9 protein-coding genes are annotated in these 17,493 nt (G+C 53.7%); 6 read left to right on the forward strand and 3 right to left on the reverse strand.

Annotated features, from left to right (window positions below):
- Positions 1-38 precede the first annotated feature (38 nt).
- The 4 genes from H6F46_RS13235 to H6F46_RS13250 all read left to right on the forward strand — a co-directional run bounded on the left by H6F46_RS13235 (position 39) and on the right by H6F46_RS13250 (position 6,272).
- Positions 39-1,178 (forward strand): ATP-binding protein, encoded by a 1,140-nt coding sequence (locus tag H6F46_RS13235; protein ID WP_190355150.1) that lies wholly within the window; start codon positions 39-41, stop codon positions 1,176-1,178.
- 144 nt (positions 1,179-1,322) lie between these two features.
- Positions 1,323-2,429: a CIA30 family protein gene (locus tag H6F46_RS19365; RefSeq protein WP_190355151.1), complete on the forward strand. Its 1,107-nt coding sequence runs from the start codon at positions 1,323-1,325 to the stop codon at positions 2,427-2,429.
- A gap of 79 nt (positions 2,430-2,508) precedes the next feature.
- Positions 2,509-5,511 (forward strand): ATP-dependent Clp protease ATP-binding subunit, encoded by a 3,003-nt coding sequence (locus H6F46_RS13245; protein WP_190355152.1) that lies wholly within the window; start codon positions 2,509-2,511, stop codon positions 5,509-5,511.
- Between the two features lie 152 nt (positions 5,512-5,663).
- The gene (locus H6F46_RS13250) at positions 5,664-6,272 is read left to right on the forward strand and encodes an L-threonylcarbamoyladenylate synthase (protein ID WP_099533589.1); all 609 of its coding nucleotides are present in this window, start codon (positions 5,664-5,666) and stop codon (positions 6,270-6,272) included.
- A 90-nt stretch (positions 6,273-6,362) separates the two neighbouring features.
- Here the strand turns inward: H6F46_RS13250 and H6F46_RS13255 are convergent, their stop codons facing one another.
- Entirely contained in the window at positions 6,363-11,798 is a 5,436-nt protein-coding gene (locus tag H6F46_RS13255) for an ATP-binding sensor histidine kinase (protein WP_190355153.1), read from the reverse strand.
- Between the two features lie 822 nt (positions 11,799-12,620).
- Positions 12,621-13,718 (reverse strand): Fe(3+) ABC transporter substrate-binding protein, encoded by a 1,098-nt coding sequence (locus H6F46_RS13260; protein WP_190355154.1) that lies wholly within the window; start codon positions 13,716-13,718, stop codon positions 12,621-12,623.
- Positions 13,719-14,255: 537 nt separating this feature from the next.
- On the opposite strand from H6F46_RS13260, the gene H6F46_RS13265 reads away from it, so the two are divergent.
- On the forward strand, positions 14,256-15,374 hold the full coding sequence (locus H6F46_RS13265; protein ID WP_190355155.1) for an LD-carboxypeptidase: 1,119 nt from the start codon (positions 14,256-14,258) through the stop codon (positions 15,372-15,374).
- A 74-nt stretch (positions 15,375-15,448) separates the two neighbouring features.
- Here H6F46_RS13265 and H6F46_RS13270 read toward each other — a convergent pair whose 3' ends face one another.
- On the reverse strand, positions 15,449-15,628 hold the full coding sequence (locus H6F46_RS13270) for a hypothetical protein (RefSeq protein ID WP_190355156.1): 180 nt from the start codon (positions 15,626-15,628) through the stop codon (positions 15,449-15,451).
- A gap of 275 nt (positions 15,629-15,903) precedes the next feature.
- On the opposite strand from H6F46_RS13270, the gene yvcK reads away from it, so the two are divergent.
- A complete protein-coding gene (gene yvcK / locus H6F46_RS13275; RefSeq protein WP_234406959.1) occupies positions 15,904-17,241 on the forward strand; it encodes a gluconeogenesis factor YvcK family protein in 1,338 nt (445 codons plus the stop codon).
- The last annotated feature ends 252 nt before the right edge of the window (positions 17,242-17,493 follow it).

Consider the following 17,493-nt stretch of genomic DNA (forward strand, 5'->3'; position numbering starts at 1 on the left):
GATTGAAGTCCGTCACTGGTTTGGCTGAGGTTGTGAAAATGGTCATCCTTTCGCCCGTGGCGGCTGCGAATGCATTTCCCGATCGCCCCCCGCTGAATCCCTTTATTCCGCCCTATTTGGTGGGCCGCGTGAGCGATCGGGAGCAGTTGTGTCAAATTCTGCAAGCGGATGGCGACGTGCTGTTGGCCGGAGTGCCGGGCATTGGTCGGCGCACCCTTTTGACCTATGCGGCCGCCAGCTTGGGGGCCCAAGTCATGGAAATTGATTGCTTGCGGGCCGTGAGTCCGGAGCGATTGGTGGACTGCTTGGCCACGGGTATTTTGCAAGCCTGCCGCCAAGAACGGGAGCGCCAAACCCTGCAACGGTGGGCCGAAACCATGGGGGCCACCATCCGCTGGGGTCATCGGCCAGAACTGCGGTTGCCGCCCACAGCCGATCGATGGGCGAGTTTTCAATCTTTGCTGGCCTTGCCCCAACAGTTAGCCGATGGGCTGAACTATCGAGTGGTGATGGTTTTGGCAAACTTACCCCACCTTAGGTCATGGGATCGTGACGGGCGCTGGGAGCAATATTTGCGGGCCGAAATTCAGCGACAAACCCGAGTGAGCTATGCCCTGATTGCGACAACGGCCGATGAGTGGGTCACCGATCACAATTTGGCAATTTTGTTGCTGCCTCCCCTGTCGGCGGCGGAGTTGGAACCCTGGTTGCGGGAACGGAGCGATCGGCTGGGGTTGCATTGGACTCCAGAGGCGATTCGACGGTTTGCCCTGAATGCGGGGGGCCATTTTGGCGAGTCGATCGCCCTGGCCCGGCGGATTTGGCTTGATGTGTTGGCGGGGCAACGGGGCCGATCAACGGCGACCCCGGTGGCGATTACGGCAGAGCAGGTCGATCGCGCGGCGATCGGGTTAGTGGAGGACTTGTCGGCCACGTTTGAATCCTTGCTGTTGTTGCTGCCCGATTCCCAAGTGCGGCTGCTGGAAAGTTTGGCATTGGATCCGACCGATCGCCCCCATGCGCGGGAATATGTCCAAAAACACCGCCTTTCGCGGGGGGGCGGCCTGCAAGGGGCCCTGGCCAGCTTGCAACAAAAGGGCTTGGTTTACGGGCCCGATCTGGGGTATCGGGTGGCCTTGCCGCTCATGGCCCTTTGGTTGCGCCATCGATTGGGCTGAATCACGGCCCATGGTTCCGCAAAGCATTGGTGGAAATCATTAGGATCAATACAGTTCACAGGGTCAATCAGTCCACTGCATCGAGTCTTTTCCTAAATCGTTTCCAATTGTTTCCTAAATCGTTGATTCACCCCACGCAAACCAATGGCAACTTGGGCATTTGATCGATTCATCAGCACCCTGCGCTATTTTGGGGTGTTTCCCGTGATTGGTGATTTTGGTTGGGTACAAAAACTGATGGGGACACAGGCCAAGGTGGATTGGATGGAACCGTCTTTAGCCCAGACTACGCGCCCGATCGCTCTGGTGTGGGGGGCCTGTGGGGATGTGGGCCGGCGGGTGGTGCGCTTGCTCCTGCAACGGAACTATCAGGTTTGGGCCTTGGGAGTCGATCGGGCCCGGCTCCCGGCCGATCCCCAACTCCATTGGCTGACCTTTGAGCAATGGGCTGAAGCGCCGATCGAACAGGCGGCGGCAATTTTGATTTTTGGAGCGGCGGCCCCCGAAGCCTGGGTCGATCGCGCGGCTCAAGCGACCCGAGCGCCCCAACGAGCGCCGCAAATGGTTTGTGATTTTCGGCAACCCAGCCCCGAACTGGCCCAAGTTTGGGGGGCGATCGACGATGTGGTGATGGGCGGAGTCAGCAGCAGCGATCTGCGTCTGTTTAGTGGGTATGGCCTGTTTGCGGGCAATGTTTCCACCGACAATTCCGGGGGGTTTGCCTCCATTCGCACCCGCAATTTTCAGGAACCGATTAATCTGTCGGCCTTTGAGGGGTTGGAATTGCGCATTAAGGGCGATGGCCAACGCTACAAGCTCATTTTGCGTGCGGAATCTCGCTGGGACGGCATTGGCTACTGCGCCTCTTTTGATACGGTCTACAACATTTGGCAAACGGTGCGCATTCCTTTCCGAACCTTGCGACCGGTGTTTCGGGCCCGTACCTTGACCGATGCGCCCGGGTTTGATGCCCGAGCCTTGCGGGCCGTGCAGTTGATGTTGAGCAAGTTTGAATATGACGGGGATTTGAACCCCAAATTCAAGGCCGGTGGGTTTTCCCTGGCGATCGAAACCATCACCGCCTATGGCCAAGCAACGCCCTCGTGCTGGATCCTCTGCGGTGCTGCGCCAGAGTTTGTGGACTATTGGCAAGGGAGCGGCCTGAACGGCCAGGTCTTGGCAACGCCTGAGTCGATCGACCCGGCCCAAGCGGAGCAGCTCGCCCAAACTTGTCTTCAGGCTGTTGATTAACCCCTAAAATAGCCAACGTCCTCGTAGGCACTCCCGATCGACTACGATCGGGCCATGCTCACTTTTCCTAGCGCCATCCATGCAGCCCACCGACCCCAATCAATTCACCGAAAAAGCCTGGGAAGCGATCGTTAATTCCCAAGAAGTGGCCCGCCGGATGCGCCAGCAGAACCTGGAGGTGGAGCATGTGATCTTGGCTCTGCTGGAAATTAACGACACGGCGGCGGTGGTGTTGGAGCGGGCCCAACTGGATCCGGCTCAGGTGGCGCGGCAGTTGGAAAATTTTGGCCAGCGGCAACCCCGGGGCGGCGCGGGTGACCAGCTCTATCTGGGGCGGGGGTTAGATGCCCTGCTCGATCGGGCTGATGTGGCTCGGGAATCCTGGGGCGATCGGGAAATTGGCATTGATCACCTGCTGTTGGCCTTTGCCGATGACGATCGGGTGGGACGCAAAATTCTGCGATCGCTACGGGTCGATCCTCAAGATGTGGAAGCGGCCATTCGGGAAATTCGCAGCGCCATCAAGGCCCAGGAGCGATCGGCCGAAGCCACTGGCCCCGCCCGCGACAGCGTGAGCAAAGAAGAAGATCCCCTGGAAGCCCTGGAGCGCTTTGGACGCGACCTGACCGAACAAGCCCGGGCCGGCAAATTAGATCCGGTGATTGGACGCGATGAGGAAATTCGCCGTGTGATTCAGGTGCTCTCACGCCGCAGCAAAAATAACCCGGTGTTGATTGGGGAGCCGGGCGTGGGCAAAACCGCCGTGGTGGAAGGCTTGGCCCAACGGATTGTGAATGGGGATGTGCCGGAATCCCTCAAAAATCGGCGGTTAATTGTGCTGGACATGGGCAGCCTGATCGCCGGAGCCAAATTTCGGGGGGAATTTGAGGAACGACTGCGATCGGTCTTGCGGGCCGTGACCCACTCGGGCGGCTCCGTGGTGCTGTTCATCGATGAGCTGCACACCATCATCGGTACGGGATCGGGCCAAAGCAGCGCCATGGACGCGGGCAGCCTACTGAAACCCATGTTGGCGCGGGGGGAACTGCGGTGCATTGGAGCCACCACCCTCGATGAATATCGCACCCATGTGGAAAAGGATCCGGCCCTGGAACGGCGATTCCAACAGGTTTTGGTAGAAGAACCGACGATCGACGTGACGGTTTCGATCCTGCGTGGCCTGAAGGAGCGCTACGAAGTTCACCATGGGGTGAAGATTTCCGATGCGGCTTTGGTGGCGGCCACCCAACTGTCTAATCGCTATATTCCCGATCGATTCTTGCCCGATAAGGCGATCGATGTGGTGGACGAAGCGGCCGCCAAATTAAAAATGGAAATCACCTCCAAGCCGGTGGAGCTGGAGACGATCGAACGGCGGCTACGGCAATTGGAAATGGAGCGGTTGTCCTTGCAGGGCGAAACAGCCTCGCGCGATCGACTGCTGCGCATTGAAGCTGAAATTAGCACCCTTCAGAGTCAACAAACGGAGCTGGATCAACAGTGGCGGGGTGAGAAAGAATTGCTCGATGAAATTGGCAATTTGAAAGAGCAAGAAAGCACCCTGCAAAAACAAGTTGAACAAGCGGAACGGGACTATGATCTCAATTTGGCAGCCCAGCTTAAGTATGGTGACCTAGAGCGTATTCAAGAGGAACGAGCCGCTAAAGAATCCCAATTGTTGGCCATCCAAACGCAAATGGCCGTGCCCATGTTGCGAGAGCAGGTCACGGAAGCGGATATTGCGGAAGTGGTGGCGAAATGGACTGGCATTCCGGTTAATCGGTTGATGGAATCGGAGCGCCAAAAACTTTTGCAACTGGAGCGCTATTTACACGATCGCGTGATTGGCCAACAGGAGGCGATCACCGCCGTGGCCGCCGCCATTCGCCGGGCCCGCGCTGGCATGAAAGACCCGGGCCGCCCGATCGGTTCCTTCCTGTTTTTGGGGCCCACGGGGGTCGGCAAAACAGAATTAGCCCGCGCCTTGGCGGAGCTGCTATTTGATAGCGAAGATGCCATGATTCGGATTGATATGTCCGAATATATGGAGAAGCAAAATGTGTTGCGGTTGGTGGGTGCGCCGCCGGGATATGTGGGCTATGAAGCGGGTGGCCAGCTCACTGATGCAGTGCGGCGGCATCCCTATTCCGTGATTTTGTTTGATGAAGTGGAAAAGGCGCACCCGGATATTTTTAATATCTTGCTGCAAGTGCTGGATGATGGGCGCTTAACGGATGGTCAAGGGCGTGTGGCGGATTTCCGGAACACCATTTTGATCATGACCAGTAATCTGGGCAGCGAGCATATTTTGAAATCTAGCCTGGAAGAGGAAGGCTATGATGAAATGCGCGATCGGGTGTTGAAGGCTTTGCGATCGCACTTCCGCCCCGAGTTTTTGAATCGGGTGGATGAAACGATTATTTTTGAAGCTCTCTCGAAGGGGAATTTGCGCCAAATCGTGTCCATTCAAATGAAGCGAATTGAGCGATTGTTGGCCGATCAAAAAATTGCGATCGCTCTGTCTGAATCAGCTAAAACCTACATTGCCGATGTGGGTTACGACCCGGTGTATGGGGCCCGCCCCCTGAAGCGAGCCATCCAAAAGGAATTGGAAAACCCGATCGCCGATCAAATCCTGGCCGGCGCATTCACCGAAGGCGACACGATCGAGGTGGAAGCGATCGAGGTGAATGGTCAAACCAACTTGGTGTTTCGACGGGCTAGCGATCGGCCCACGGCGCATCCCGACGAAGCGACGGATTCGGAGCCAAACCCACCGCAGCCGCCAACTCTCCCCGAGGTGCTCAATCCCCCGGCGATCGACCCGCTCGATCAAGAACCGCTCGATCGAGATGAAGCGGGCGATCGGGATAACTTGGCCGTTACGGTAGCCGATCGGGACTTGGATGCCCTAGTGGATGTGGAAAAGGACGCGACCACCAACCCCCCGATCATTCCCACGGTGGTTGATTTGCCGGCCCTAGACTCCCTCGACGCAGAACAGCCACCCCTGATTCCCACGAGCAAGATGTCTGAACCGGTTTTTTCCACCCGGTTCTATGACGAAGATGATGAGGTTTAGGGGTTGATGCAGCGGCTAGGTTGCCCCCGGTTGCGCCAAGCGCCCGCAGTTCTCGCACCCTAATTTTTCCTAATCTCTCCCAATTTTTTGTAATTTCTTGTAGTTTTTCGCCGATTTGGCCAACTGTTGCGATCGCACCAGGAGTTCTCAGCGTGCCCCAAGTCACCCTCTCAGCCCTAATCACCGGCTTGCGGACAGGAACCGCCCTCGCCAGTTTCCCTACGGATACGGTTCCGGCCCTGGCGGCTCGGCCCGATCGGGCCCCGGCGGTCTATGCCACCAAGCAGCGCGATTTCCAAAAGCCCCTGATTTTGATGGGGGCCCAGCCAGCGGATTTGTGGCCCTATGTGGACGATCGGGCCGGCGATCTGGGCCAATGGCAGGCGATCGCCCAAGACTATTGGCCAGGAGCCTTAACAATTGTGTTACCTGCCCAGAGCGATCGCCTGCCGCCCATGAACGACATTTTGGGCCCCACACGCTCGATCGGGCTGCGAGTTCCCGCCTGTGAAGTGGCCAAGGCTATTTTGGCCCAAACGGGGCCGCTGCTCACCACCAGTGTGAATCGATCGGGGCAGCCTCCTCTGCGGATGATCGCGGACATTAACCGGGAATTTCCCGAACTGTTGACCCTCAGCCCCGATGAAGTGGCTGCCATGGGCGATTCGGAAGTGGGTTCCGGCGAACCATCCACCGTGGTGCGCTGGGGGCCGACGGGCTGGGAAGTATTGCGCCAAGGGGCCATCCAATTTCTTGGCTAAGATTCTGGATCGCATTAACTATCCATTGGGGCGAAACGATTCATGGGGGCGATCGATGAGCCATGCATTCGATGCGCAATTGATTACAGGTTAATTGGGACGCTCGATCGGCAAGCTAATCACAAATTCTGTCCCCTGACCAACCGTTGATTTCGCCTCCAAACTGCCCCCATGGATATCCACCACAATTTGGCGGGCGATCGCCAATCCTAGCCCCGTTCCGCGACCCACTGCCTTAGTCGTAAACGCCTGGTCAAAAATCTTGCCGATAATTTCCTCAGGGATTCCCACCCCGTTATCAGCGATCGTGACTTGAACAGTTGCTTGATCGGACGTGACGCGAATGGAAATTGCCTGAGCAGCGGCGGTTAATGCTTCAAAACTATGCCCTTGACTGGCCTCATCCAACGCATCGATCGCATTGGCTAACAAATTCATAAACACCTGGTTCAGTTGCCCCGGAAAGCAATAAATTTCGGGCACTGGATCGTAATTGGTGGCCACATGAATCGCTGGTCGGTGATCATTGCCCTTCAGACGATGGCGCAAGATTAAAACCGTGCTGTCAATGCCTTCACGCACATCAAACAATTGCTTGCTTTCCGTATCCGCTCGGGAGAAGGTTCTCAAACTCTTGCTGATGGCACGGATTCGATCGCCACTTTCCTTCATGGCCCGAATCAGTTGCATGGCATCATCGCGCACATAGTCCAAATCCACCGCTTCCAATTCCGCTTGAATTTGGGCGCTGGGATTCGGCAACTCTTGAGCATAGAGATCTAGCAAGCCCAGGAGATCTTCAATGTAAATTTGGGTTGCGTCAATGTTGCCAATAATGCAGCCGATCGGGTTATTAATTTCGTGGGCTACCCCTGCCACTAAACTTCCCAAAGCCGACATTTTTTCACTTTGAACTAGCTTTAATTGTGCTTGCTGTAAGTCCGTAAAAGACTGTTGTACCTGCTGATAGAGCTTGGCATTGTTGAGAGAAATGGCTGCTTGCGTGCAAAGGAAGTTGAGAATAATCACTCGATCGTTGGTGAAAACTCCAGCGGTTAGCCGATTTTCCAAATACAAGCAACCCAATAATTGCCCCTGATTCAAGATAGGCAAACAGAGGACGCTCTTCGGTTGGTGTTGATTTAAATAACTTCCGATTACTGGTAAATCCGTAACCAAATCATCAATAACAATCAGTTCTTGGGTATTTTTTACATACCGAATGAGCTTGGCCGGCACTTGACTGTGATCGGTTAAAGGATCATTTCCCAGTTGGGTCGATTTCAGTGTGGCCGTAGCACGCACTTGCCAGCTTCCACGATCATCAGCCAACACCAAAACGCAGCGTTCTGCTCCGGAATTTTGCAAAATAATTTGCGTGAGTTGACCCAACAATTCTTCTAATTGAATAGTGCTAGAAAGGGCCTGTGACGCTCGCAAAATGCTAGCAAAGTCCAAGGTTTGATTAAGCCGAGCGCTGCTGGCACTTTTGCGCGTGCTGCTGTGGATGGTCGGGTTAACCGAAGTAAGGGTCATCAACGTGTTGAGAAAGTCAACTGAGGTGGAACTCGCCTGAAGAATTGGTCGCAACAATTTGGGATAGCGAATTTCCAGATCTCGAATTTTGGCTTTGGCTCCCCAGCGGGCATAGCAATAGTAGGCTTCCTGGAGATAAACGGCGGCAATTTTCTCCTTACCCCAACTCATATAAAACTTCGCAGCCAGTTCATTGGCCAGGGCCTCTTCCTGGAGATAGCCCATGCCTTTGGCGTTGGCGATCGCCCAATCATAGGACTCGATCGCCTCAGGATATTGATTGGTGAGGCGATCGGTTTCCGCCTTCACCAAAAAGTAAAGGTGCAAGAAGTTTTCGGGACAATTATCGGCCCAAATTTTGAGCTGATCACGATAGCGAATGATGGTTGTCCAATCCCTGGCTTTTTGTTCTTCAGGGGTTTGCTCATATCGAGCCGCTAAGAGCAGCGCATAAACAAAGCAGTGATGAACGTAGGGCAATAGCCCCTGAGGAGCCACATTAATAATTTCTGATTCCGCCTGCTGACCGTAATAATAGGCTTCTTCCAGTTGATCAAAAATCAGAAGAACTTGGGTACGCAGGATATTGAAAATGCAAATAACTTGCCAATTTTTGTGAATCCGGCATTGCTCTAAGTAGGCTAGCTCTGACTGAATTTTGCCCCAGCCGATCGATAAATCCGTTGGGTCATACTCCGGGTCTAGGAGATTGGCAACCACCGACAGACCCCCTAACATAAGATCGATCGCCCACTGATTTTTATGCTTGCGACTGAAGTTTAAATATTCTGTAATTTCATCAAATAGTTGATCTAGGGGCAGGCTTTGATAAAACCGGCAATACATGTTGTGACCAAAAGCATAGGCCGCGTATTGCAAATTACTCGATTCCAGCCCCACTCGATAGGAAGATAGATAATCCTCCGTGGCGATTTTGAGGGGATCTGACCAATGGCGTAAGGAACTGCCAATCATCAAATAAGCCACACTTTCAGCGGACTTGTTATTAAAAGCCTGAATTAGCTGAAGGGTAATATCTAGTAATTGATCAGTGCCTTGATAGTTATTCAAGGCATAGCCCCGCAGTCCACCAAAAGCCGGGTAGATGTAGCCAATTTCCGGTGTATTGCCATATTGCAAACAAAGATTCACTGCCTTGGCACAAATGACCGACCACAGCCGTTGATGGGAACGATAGGTGGGCGGCCCCATGCTAATTAACAGCTTGATCGCCATTTTTTGCTCCGGCTCAGTCATGATCGGCAACTGAGTCAGCACCTCAAAGGAATTATGATTGGCCAATGTTTTTGCTTGGCCTAATTCCTGGGCTAGGGCCGCTTCCAAGTGATCAACAGGCAGATCAATATCCAGGAGGGCTAAGCCTTGACGGCCCGCTTGAATCGCTTCGGGATATTTGGCTTGCAAGGTATATTGCAAGATCGACATGTTGTAAACATCGGCTTTTTCTAAGGAAGTTTTCGCCTTGCCCAAGGCTCTTTGAATCCAGATTTCTGCTGCTTCCAGGTTGCCATTCAAATATTCAACTTCTGCCCGTTCTTTATCGAGCCTAAAACTGAGGTCATAATCCTTTTGGGCGATCGCCTCCGGTAACAACTCGATCGCCGTGCGAATATAGGTCAATGCGGCGGCATAGGCGGTGGCGGCTTTGGCCTTGCAACCGGCTAAGAAATTTAATTGGGCTAATTCTCGCTGTTGGTTGGGTGCTGCAATGAGCGCTTGACCCACGTTGAGGTGGTTAACAATTTCAAAGATCCGCTCTTCCCGATCGCGCTCTGAAAGTTGCTCCAACAGTAACCGACCCACACAAAGATGGGTTGCCTGTTTTTGGTCGTCATCAATCAAGGCATAGGCTGCCTGTTGAACACGATCGTGCAAAAAGCGATAAACAGCCCGATCGCTCACTGTGGTTTCTGTTTCTGTCGCCTCTGGTGTTTCTTGACCTAAATAGAATTTATAAACCTCGCTTTGGGGCAAAATTAATCCCTCTTGCAGCGCTTTCCAGAGGGCTGCGGCGGTCTCCGTTTCTGACTGTTCAGAAACAATGGCCAAGGTGCTCAAATCAAACTGGTTGCCAATACAAGCGGCTAGCTTCAAAACTCCTTGGGTAACCGCAGGCAACTTCTGAAGCTGCAAGGCCATAAATTCCACCACATTGTCCGTTAAAGACAGGGTGCTGATGGGTGCTAAATCGCATTCCCAAACGCCTTGCTCTCGGTCAAACAAAATATAGCCATCTTCTTTGAGAGCCTTCAAAAATTGGGCCGTAAAGAAAGGATTTCCTTGAGTACGAAGATAAATTAGCTCCGTCAGCAAGCGCGATCGATCCAAGCCGCAATGCAAAGTTTCCGCCACCAACTGGTTAGTATCGCGAAACCCTAGGGGAGCAAGGGTGATTGTTTGCAGCGTGACCTCTGCTTTTTTCAGTTCCTCAATGGTCAGCATTAACGGATGGGCAGACGAGACTTCATTATCTCGATAGGTTCCCAATAGCAAAAGATAGGGATGACCATCCATCAAAATCTTAATCAGTTGCAAAGAGGCTGAATCAGCCCACTGCAAATCATCCAAAAATAAAACCAGGGGATGGGTCGCTTGGGTAAAGATTTGGAGGAAATTCTGAAAGAGCAAATTAAATCGATTTTGAGCCGCCGCACCGGATAACTCCGGAGCCGGTGGTTGCGAACCAATAATCCGCTCTAGCTCAGGAATCACGTCAATCAGTACCTGCCCGTTGGTTCCCAGGGCCGTCAAAATTTTCGTGCGCCATTGGGCAAGTTGTTGGTCAGATTCTGAGAGAAGCTGCCCCATCAAATCTCGAAACGCTTGAACAAAGGCCGAAAAAGGAATATTGCGATTAAATTGATCAAACTTTCCCTTAATGAAGTAGCCCCGTTGCCGCACGATCGGCTTATGGACTTCACTAACCACGGCAGTTTTGCCAATGCCGGAAAATCCCGCCACTAACATTAATTCCGAGGCTCCCTGGGCCACGCGATCGAATGCATCTAAAAGGGCTTGAACTTCTGTTTGGCGACCATAAAGTTTTTCGGGAATCAGGAATCGATCGTTCAAGTCCCGATCGCCCAAAGAAAAAACCGCTACCCGTCCTTGAAGGGTATATTGGTTGAGGCAATGCTCCAGGTCATGCTTCAACCCCAAGGCACTTTGGTAGCGATCCTCCGCATTTTTGGCCATCAACTTGTTGACAATTGCCGCCACCATGCCAGGAACCTGAGGGTTCAACACATCCACCGCTGGCGGAATTTGCGTCATGTGGCAATGAATTAGCTCCAGCGGATCTTGACCCTTAAACGGTAATTCCCCCGTCAACATTTGATAGAGCGTGACTCCTAGGGCGTAAAAATCAGCTCGATAATCGATCGCCCGGTTCATGCGCCCCGTTTGTTCTGGAGCCAAATAGGCGAGGGTTCCCTCCAGACTTTTAGGACTTTGGAGGGATTGCGTTTCCTTCGGCAACAGAGAAGCAATTCCAAAGTCAATTAATTTGACTTGCTTGGAAGTGGGGTCAATGAGAATATTGGTTGGTTTAATATCTTTATGAATAACCCGATATTGATGCAATTCATGGAGAATTTCAACCAAACGAACTGCAATTCCTAGAATTTCAACAAAAGTGACTGTATTATCTTGAAGATATTGAGCAAGGGAAATTGCTCCAAAATCTTCCATCACCAATCCGTATCCATTGCCGTAGGGAATGAGGCTAAGGGGGTGAACAATACCATCAATGGGTAAGTTTTTGGTGACCGTATATTGATTGCGAAACTGGACTAATTCTGCAAAACTTGGATATTCCTGAGACAGAACTTTAATGATGACCGATCGCTGGGTTGCCTTTTCCACTGCGCGATAGACCAGTGTTCTTGTGCCTTCATACATCAGCTCAAGAATCTGGTATGCCGGAAGATGGGCGATCGCTGGGTTGGTGGAACCGGGCGCACTCGTCATGGGTTCAGACTCAGGGGAAGTAGTGTTACGGGAATTTCATCAGAAGCCCGAAACTTGAGTTTAGGTCACTGTCCTAGTTACTGCTTTAGTATAAAGAAAAATTTTGATTTGCCATCCCTCACTCCTGGCCAAACTGGCTTTTAAAATGAGGGTTGACTAAACCAATTCTCATTTAGCTTGATCAGGGTTTTTGCCATTTTGAGAGACCGAGACTGTAAACAAAAACCTTCATTGTCTCGTTTCAGATTTTGATCAAGAAAGTGAGATGACTGTCATTATTGAACGAAATGATTCTGAATGAATTTCAGATGCTTTCTCAGATAATTGTAATATTTCTTCAATATTTTCTAAAGATTTTGCCCTGGCGAGATCAACAGATTCACTATTAATCGAGACAGGCTTGTAACTTTTTTTACATTGCAAATTTAAGTTTTGAATCAATTTTTAGGGATTATGAGTTTCCGCCTCAGCAACCTGGCTAAAAAAGCTACATTGTACCTGCGGAGATAGTATGAATTGGCTTGGCAAACGCAAGCTTCAACTGAGCGATCGACAATAGCTCACTAGTTAGCAAAATTCAGTGACTTACTGAAAGACTTACTGAAACGATTTCGTGGCAGTTTGCACAAGGCACGCTGGATTTTTGATCCGATGACTGGATCTCATGGATCAATCTAATAAGTTAAGTTAATTAGTCAATTTGATTGGGCGATCGAGCGGCAATGGCCATGAACCCATGACCACCCCCGCAGGGTCTGAGGCTCGAAGGCGCTCAAAACCAGAGGAAGCGATCGGGGAGTGGGTTCCTGGCCCATGGCAACGTTACTTCCAACCAGCGCGATCGAGCAGTTTGAGCGCCACCTCGTTGTTGCGGCCAAAGGTGGTGGCGCTCACGGTAGATTCCTTGAAAGTGCCCAGCTTGGCCAGATCTGGATCCAGCGCCACACCCTTCAGCACGGGATATTCGTGGTTGCCCTTGGCAAAGAGTTCCTGGGCTTCGGGACTCAGCAAATATTCCATGAACTGAATCGCCCCTTCGGGGTTACGAGCATTTTTCACCAGGCCCACGCCACTGATGTTGATGTGGGTTCCCCGATCGCCCTGGTTTGGGAAACAGACTCCAATTCGTTGGAAGGCGGTGCGCTCTTCCGGTTTGGTGGACTTGGCCAAACGCACCAAATAGTAAGTGTTGGAAATGGCGATCGAACCAATACCCGCTGCACAGGACATGATTTGCGCCGTGTCATTGCCTTCCGGTGGCCGCGCAAAATTCGCCACCATGCTGCGGGCCCATTGTTCCGTCTTGGCCTCGCCATGGACAGCAATCATTTCGCCCACCCAGGACAGGTTGTAGATGTTGCTGGAGGTGCGCACCAGAATTTGGCTGCGCCACCGGGCATCGGCCAGCGCTTCATAGGTGCTGAGTTCCGAGGGTTGCACCTTTTCCTTGTTGTACATAATCACGCGGGCCCGCTTTGACAGGGCAAACCACTGGCCTTCCGGGTGGCGCAAATTTTCTGGAACCGCGCTGTAAAGGTTGGGGGCCTGGGTGGGGGTCACCGGCTGAAACAACCCTTCTGCCGAAGCCCGCCATAATCGCCCCGCGTCCACTGTTAACAACAGATCTGCTGTGCTGTTGCTGCCTTCTGCTTGGATCCGCTCAATGAGCTTGTCGGCATCATCGGAGATGTACTCGATTTTGATGCCGGTTTTGCGTTCAAATCCTTCATAAACAGCCTTGTCGCTGTCGTAGTGACGGCCGGAATAGAGCCGCAACACTTTTTGGCTGGATCCATTGCTGGAACTGCTGTTGGCGTTGTTGGAAGTGGAGGAAGATGGGGTGCAACCCTGGGCGATCGCAACGGCGGCGGTGGCCATTGAACTGGTCGCCAAAAAGGCGCGGCGGGTCAAACGTCTCATGGAAGCTGGCAATGTCGGGTTGATGAAAATCCGGTTCGGGGTGGTTGTCAGTCTGCGCAGGGAGATCGGCTGTTGTCGTGACCCAATTCCAGGGTCTACCCCGAGGGCACTGAGCGCCTGGGATGGTGGGTCGATCGAGGATTGCTGATGACTGCTGGCGATCGCACCTCGGCCGGATAATCGGCGTTTTAATTGAAGTATGAGCCTAGCATTATTGCAATTAATTCTCAGTCTAGCTTAACAAAAGATTGTCTGAAGCCAGGACTGGGTAATGGATGATCATGGAATTATGAAATCAATCACTAGACCTTTTGTATCAATCAAGACCCTCACTCTAAATCCCTCTTCCAAGTTCGGAGAGGGACTTGATCGCCAGTCCCGAGATCGCTGTAACGCAATGGTTCTGGCTCCCCTTCGCCCTCCCTGGGCGAAGGGGTTGGGGGATGAGGGCTGCTAGCCGATTCGTGTAAGAAGTTTACTGAGCAGGCTGCGGAGCCGTTCTCATTTCTATTCATAACTTTTTTCAAAAAGCGATTAATGATGATCAACCATGGGCGATCGCGCCGGTTTTGGCTGAGGGGTTTGGGTGCTCTGGCCCTGGCTACGCAAATCGACGGCCGATCGCTGGCTAGGGCGGCAGATTCTCCCTTGTCGCCATTGCCAACGGCTAACCCGGTGCGGCCTCTGCTGCGGCCGCGATCGCTCCGACCCGGCGACACGATCGCGATTGTGGCTCCGGCGGGGCGCGTTTCGGCAGCCGACCTACAGCAGGGCTGGCAGTGGTTTACTCAGCAAGGATTTCGGCTGGTTCCGGGGCGACATTTATTCGATCGAGATGGTTACTTGGCCGGGCGCGATCGGGATCGGGCGGCGGATTTAAACCGGGCCTTTGCCGATCCGCAAGTGGCGGCAATTATTTGTGCGCGCGGTGGGTGGGGCTGTGCGCGGATTTTGCCCCTGCTGGATTGGGAGTTGGCGCGATCGCACCCCAAAATTCTCCTGGGCTTCAGCGACATCAGCGCCCTGTTGTTGGCCTATTACGAGCGATCGGGCTTGGTCACGTTCCATGGCCCCGTGATCGCTTCTCGCTGGAATGCGTTTTCCACGGCCGCTTGGCAACAGGTTTTGATGGCAGGGACAGCGGCCACCCTCCAAAATCCGCCCCAGCAAACCCACCGAGTGATTCACCCCGGCCAAGCCCAGGGCCCCTTGGTGGTGGCGAATCTGTCGGTGTTGGCGGCCATGGTGGGATCCACCTATCTTCCCCAGTGGGCGGGCAAAATTTTGGTGGTGGAAGAGGTGGGCGAGCCGGTCTATCGGGTCGATCGCCTGTTGTCGCAACTGAAGCTGGCGGGTTTGCTGGATCAGTTGGCGGGGTTCGTGTTTGCCCAATGCACGCGCTGCGAGAGTCCGGGCGATCGGGAGCCGGCCCTTTCCCTTAACCGCGTGCTGGATGATTGGATTCGCCCCTTGGGAATTCCCAGTTGGCAGGGGTTAGCCCTAGGCCATGTGCCCGACAAGCTCACCCTCCCGATCGGGATTCCGGTGGCGATCGATGCCGAACGGGCCACGCTGCAATTACTGGAAGCCCCTGTGGAACTGCGGGAACCTCTCGCGGCAAATTTGACGACCAATGGGTTGCGATCGATGGGTTGAACTGGTCTCGCCGCACGAACCAGACCGACTGACCAGCAGCCAGCATTCCCAGCCATGCCAGCCCACCGAGCGGGCTACTCATCCCGGGATCCAATCCGCAACGCGCTATCCTCATGGAAATTACGACGGTTGGAAACGGTTAATTCCGTTGCTCGCCATTTTAGCCCGCCCGTTTGCGGATCCAGGCTGGGGCGATCGGGATTCAGGATTAGCGGATTAATCACCGGCTTAATCACCGGCTCAATCACCGCCAACAACGGGGATCCATGGGTGTTAAGCCTACGTCCTTAAAGACGTTCTTGAATACGTGCTTGAAGGAGACGGTAGCCATTGGCCAGAACCCGATCCCCCACCAATGGTTTAATTCCCCTGCGTCCCGGTAACTGCTGCCGTTGCCGCCGTTGTGGCCCCAGTGCTTGTTGTTGATTCTGCTTGCCTTGGCTTCGTTTGTCCGTTTTTCCCCACCTTTCCCTTGAAGAATCGACTGTCCTACTCAACCGTTCACTGGCTCAGCAACCTACCGCGAGCCATTTTGCAGCGCCGCGCTCCCAAACGGGTTAACCAATGGGTGAAGTGGCTTGCGCCGGGTTTGTTGGTCAAGCGCTGGCTGCTGACCAGTGCGAGCGGGGCGGTGTTGGTGTGGTTTGGGGCGGCCATTTGGACAAAGCAAACCCCGGTGTTTTACACCACTCAGTTCTTGCAAGAGTTTGTGGGGCGCTTGGCCACCCTAATTCCCAATAATGTTTCTGGGCCGCTGGTGTTGGCGGGGGGGTTGGGGTTGGTGTTGTGGGGACAAACGCGCACCCTGGGAACGATCGCGGAAGTGCTGATGCCCGATGGGGATGAGGAGTTGATCGATCGCCTCTTGACCCATCGGCGGCTGAATCGGGGGCCGCGCATTGTGGCGATCGGGGGTGGCACGGGTCTCTCAACCCTGTTGCGAGGCCTCAAGCAATACAGCGCCAACATCACGGCCATTGTGACGGTGGCGGATGATGGCGGATCTTCAGGACGGCTGCGGCGCGATTTTGGGGTGCTGCCACCAGGGGATATTCGCAATTGCTTGGCGGCCCTGTCGGCGGAAGAGCGGCTGATGACGGCGTTGTTTCAATATCGCTTCACCACCGGCAGCGGGTTGGCGGGCCACAGCTTTGGCAACTTGTTTTTGACGGCCATGAGCGACATCACGGGAGACTTGGAACAGGCGATCGATGCCAGTTCCCAAGTCCTGGCGGTGCAGGGGCGGGTGTTGCCGGCCACGCTGGAGGATGTGGTGCTCTGGGCTGAGCTAACCGATGGCCGTTACGTGGAGGGCGAGTCGAACATCAGCGAGGCCCATGGGCAAATTGCCCGCATTGGTTGCACGCCGTCTAATCCTCGGGCCGTGCCTCGGGCGATCGAGGCGATCGAGTCGGCGGACTACATCATCATTGGCCCCGGCAGCCTCTACACCAGCGTGATTCCCAATCTGTTGGTTCCAGAAATTACTGAGGCGATCGCCCGTTGTCCGGCTCCTCGGATCTATGTGTGCAACGTGATGAGCCAACCGGGAGAAACGGAGGGCTACACCGTTTCGGATCACATCCGGGCGATCGACCAGGCCTGTGGTCACAAATTGTTTGATGCGGTGTTGGTGCAAAAAAATCCCCCATCCCCCAAAACCCTCGATCGCTATGCCCGCGAACATAGCCACCCCATTCAGCTCGATCGGGAAGCGGTGGCGCGTCTGGGTCGCCGGATCGTGATTGCCAACGTCATTGACGAAGATCCCCACACGGGACTAATTCGCCACCACTCGGGCAAGTTAGCCCGCGTGCTGCTCCGTTGGTTCGATCGCGCTGCTGCCCACAATCTCGAGAATTCTTAGGGCCAATTGCGCCATTGCCCTGGGGCCAAAATCGCTGATCGGCTGGATCGGGTTGAGCGGCGCGAAGGAGTCGATCGCTTGAAACGGCTCGATCGGCTCCATATCCAATCAAAATTCATGCCCTTGAACCTACTGCACCTGTCGGCTGGGGACTTGCTGTTGCGGGGGTTGTTTTGTAATTTTGAACGTTTGATCCCAGTAATTTCACGTAGAATTTACATCACCCTATTGAGATCCAAAATCAATAATATT

The organism is Limnothrix sp. FACHB-1083 (assembly GCF_014696485.1).
Classification (GTDB): Bacteria; Cyanobacteriota; Cyanobacteriia; order CACIAM-69d; family CACIAM-69d; genus CACIAM-69d.

Coding starts and splice junctions, on each gene's coding strand:
- H6F46_RS13260 (WP_190355154.1), bottom strand. CDS start 13,718: ATGAGACGTTTGACCCGCCGCGCCTTTTTGGCGACCAGTTCAATGGCC.
- H6F46_RS13255 (WP_190355153.1), bottom strand. CDS start 11,798: ATGACGAGTGCGCCCGGTTCCACCAACCCAGCGATCGCCCATCTTCCG.
- H6F46_RS13235 (WP_190355150.1), top strand. CDS start 39: ATGGTCATCCTTTCGCCCGTGGCGGCTGCGAATGCATTTCCCGATCGC.
- H6F46_RS13265 (WP_190355155.1), top strand. CDS start 14,256: ATGATGATCAACCATGGGCGATCGCGCCGGTTTTGGCTGAGGGGTTTG.
- H6F46_RS13245 (WP_190355152.1), top strand. CDS start 2,509: ATGCAGCCCACCGACCCCAATCAATTCACCGAAAAAGCCTGGGAAGCG.
- H6F46_RS19365 (WP_190355151.1), top strand. CDS start 1,323: ATGGCAACTTGGGCATTTGATCGATTCATCAGCACCCTGCGCTATTTT.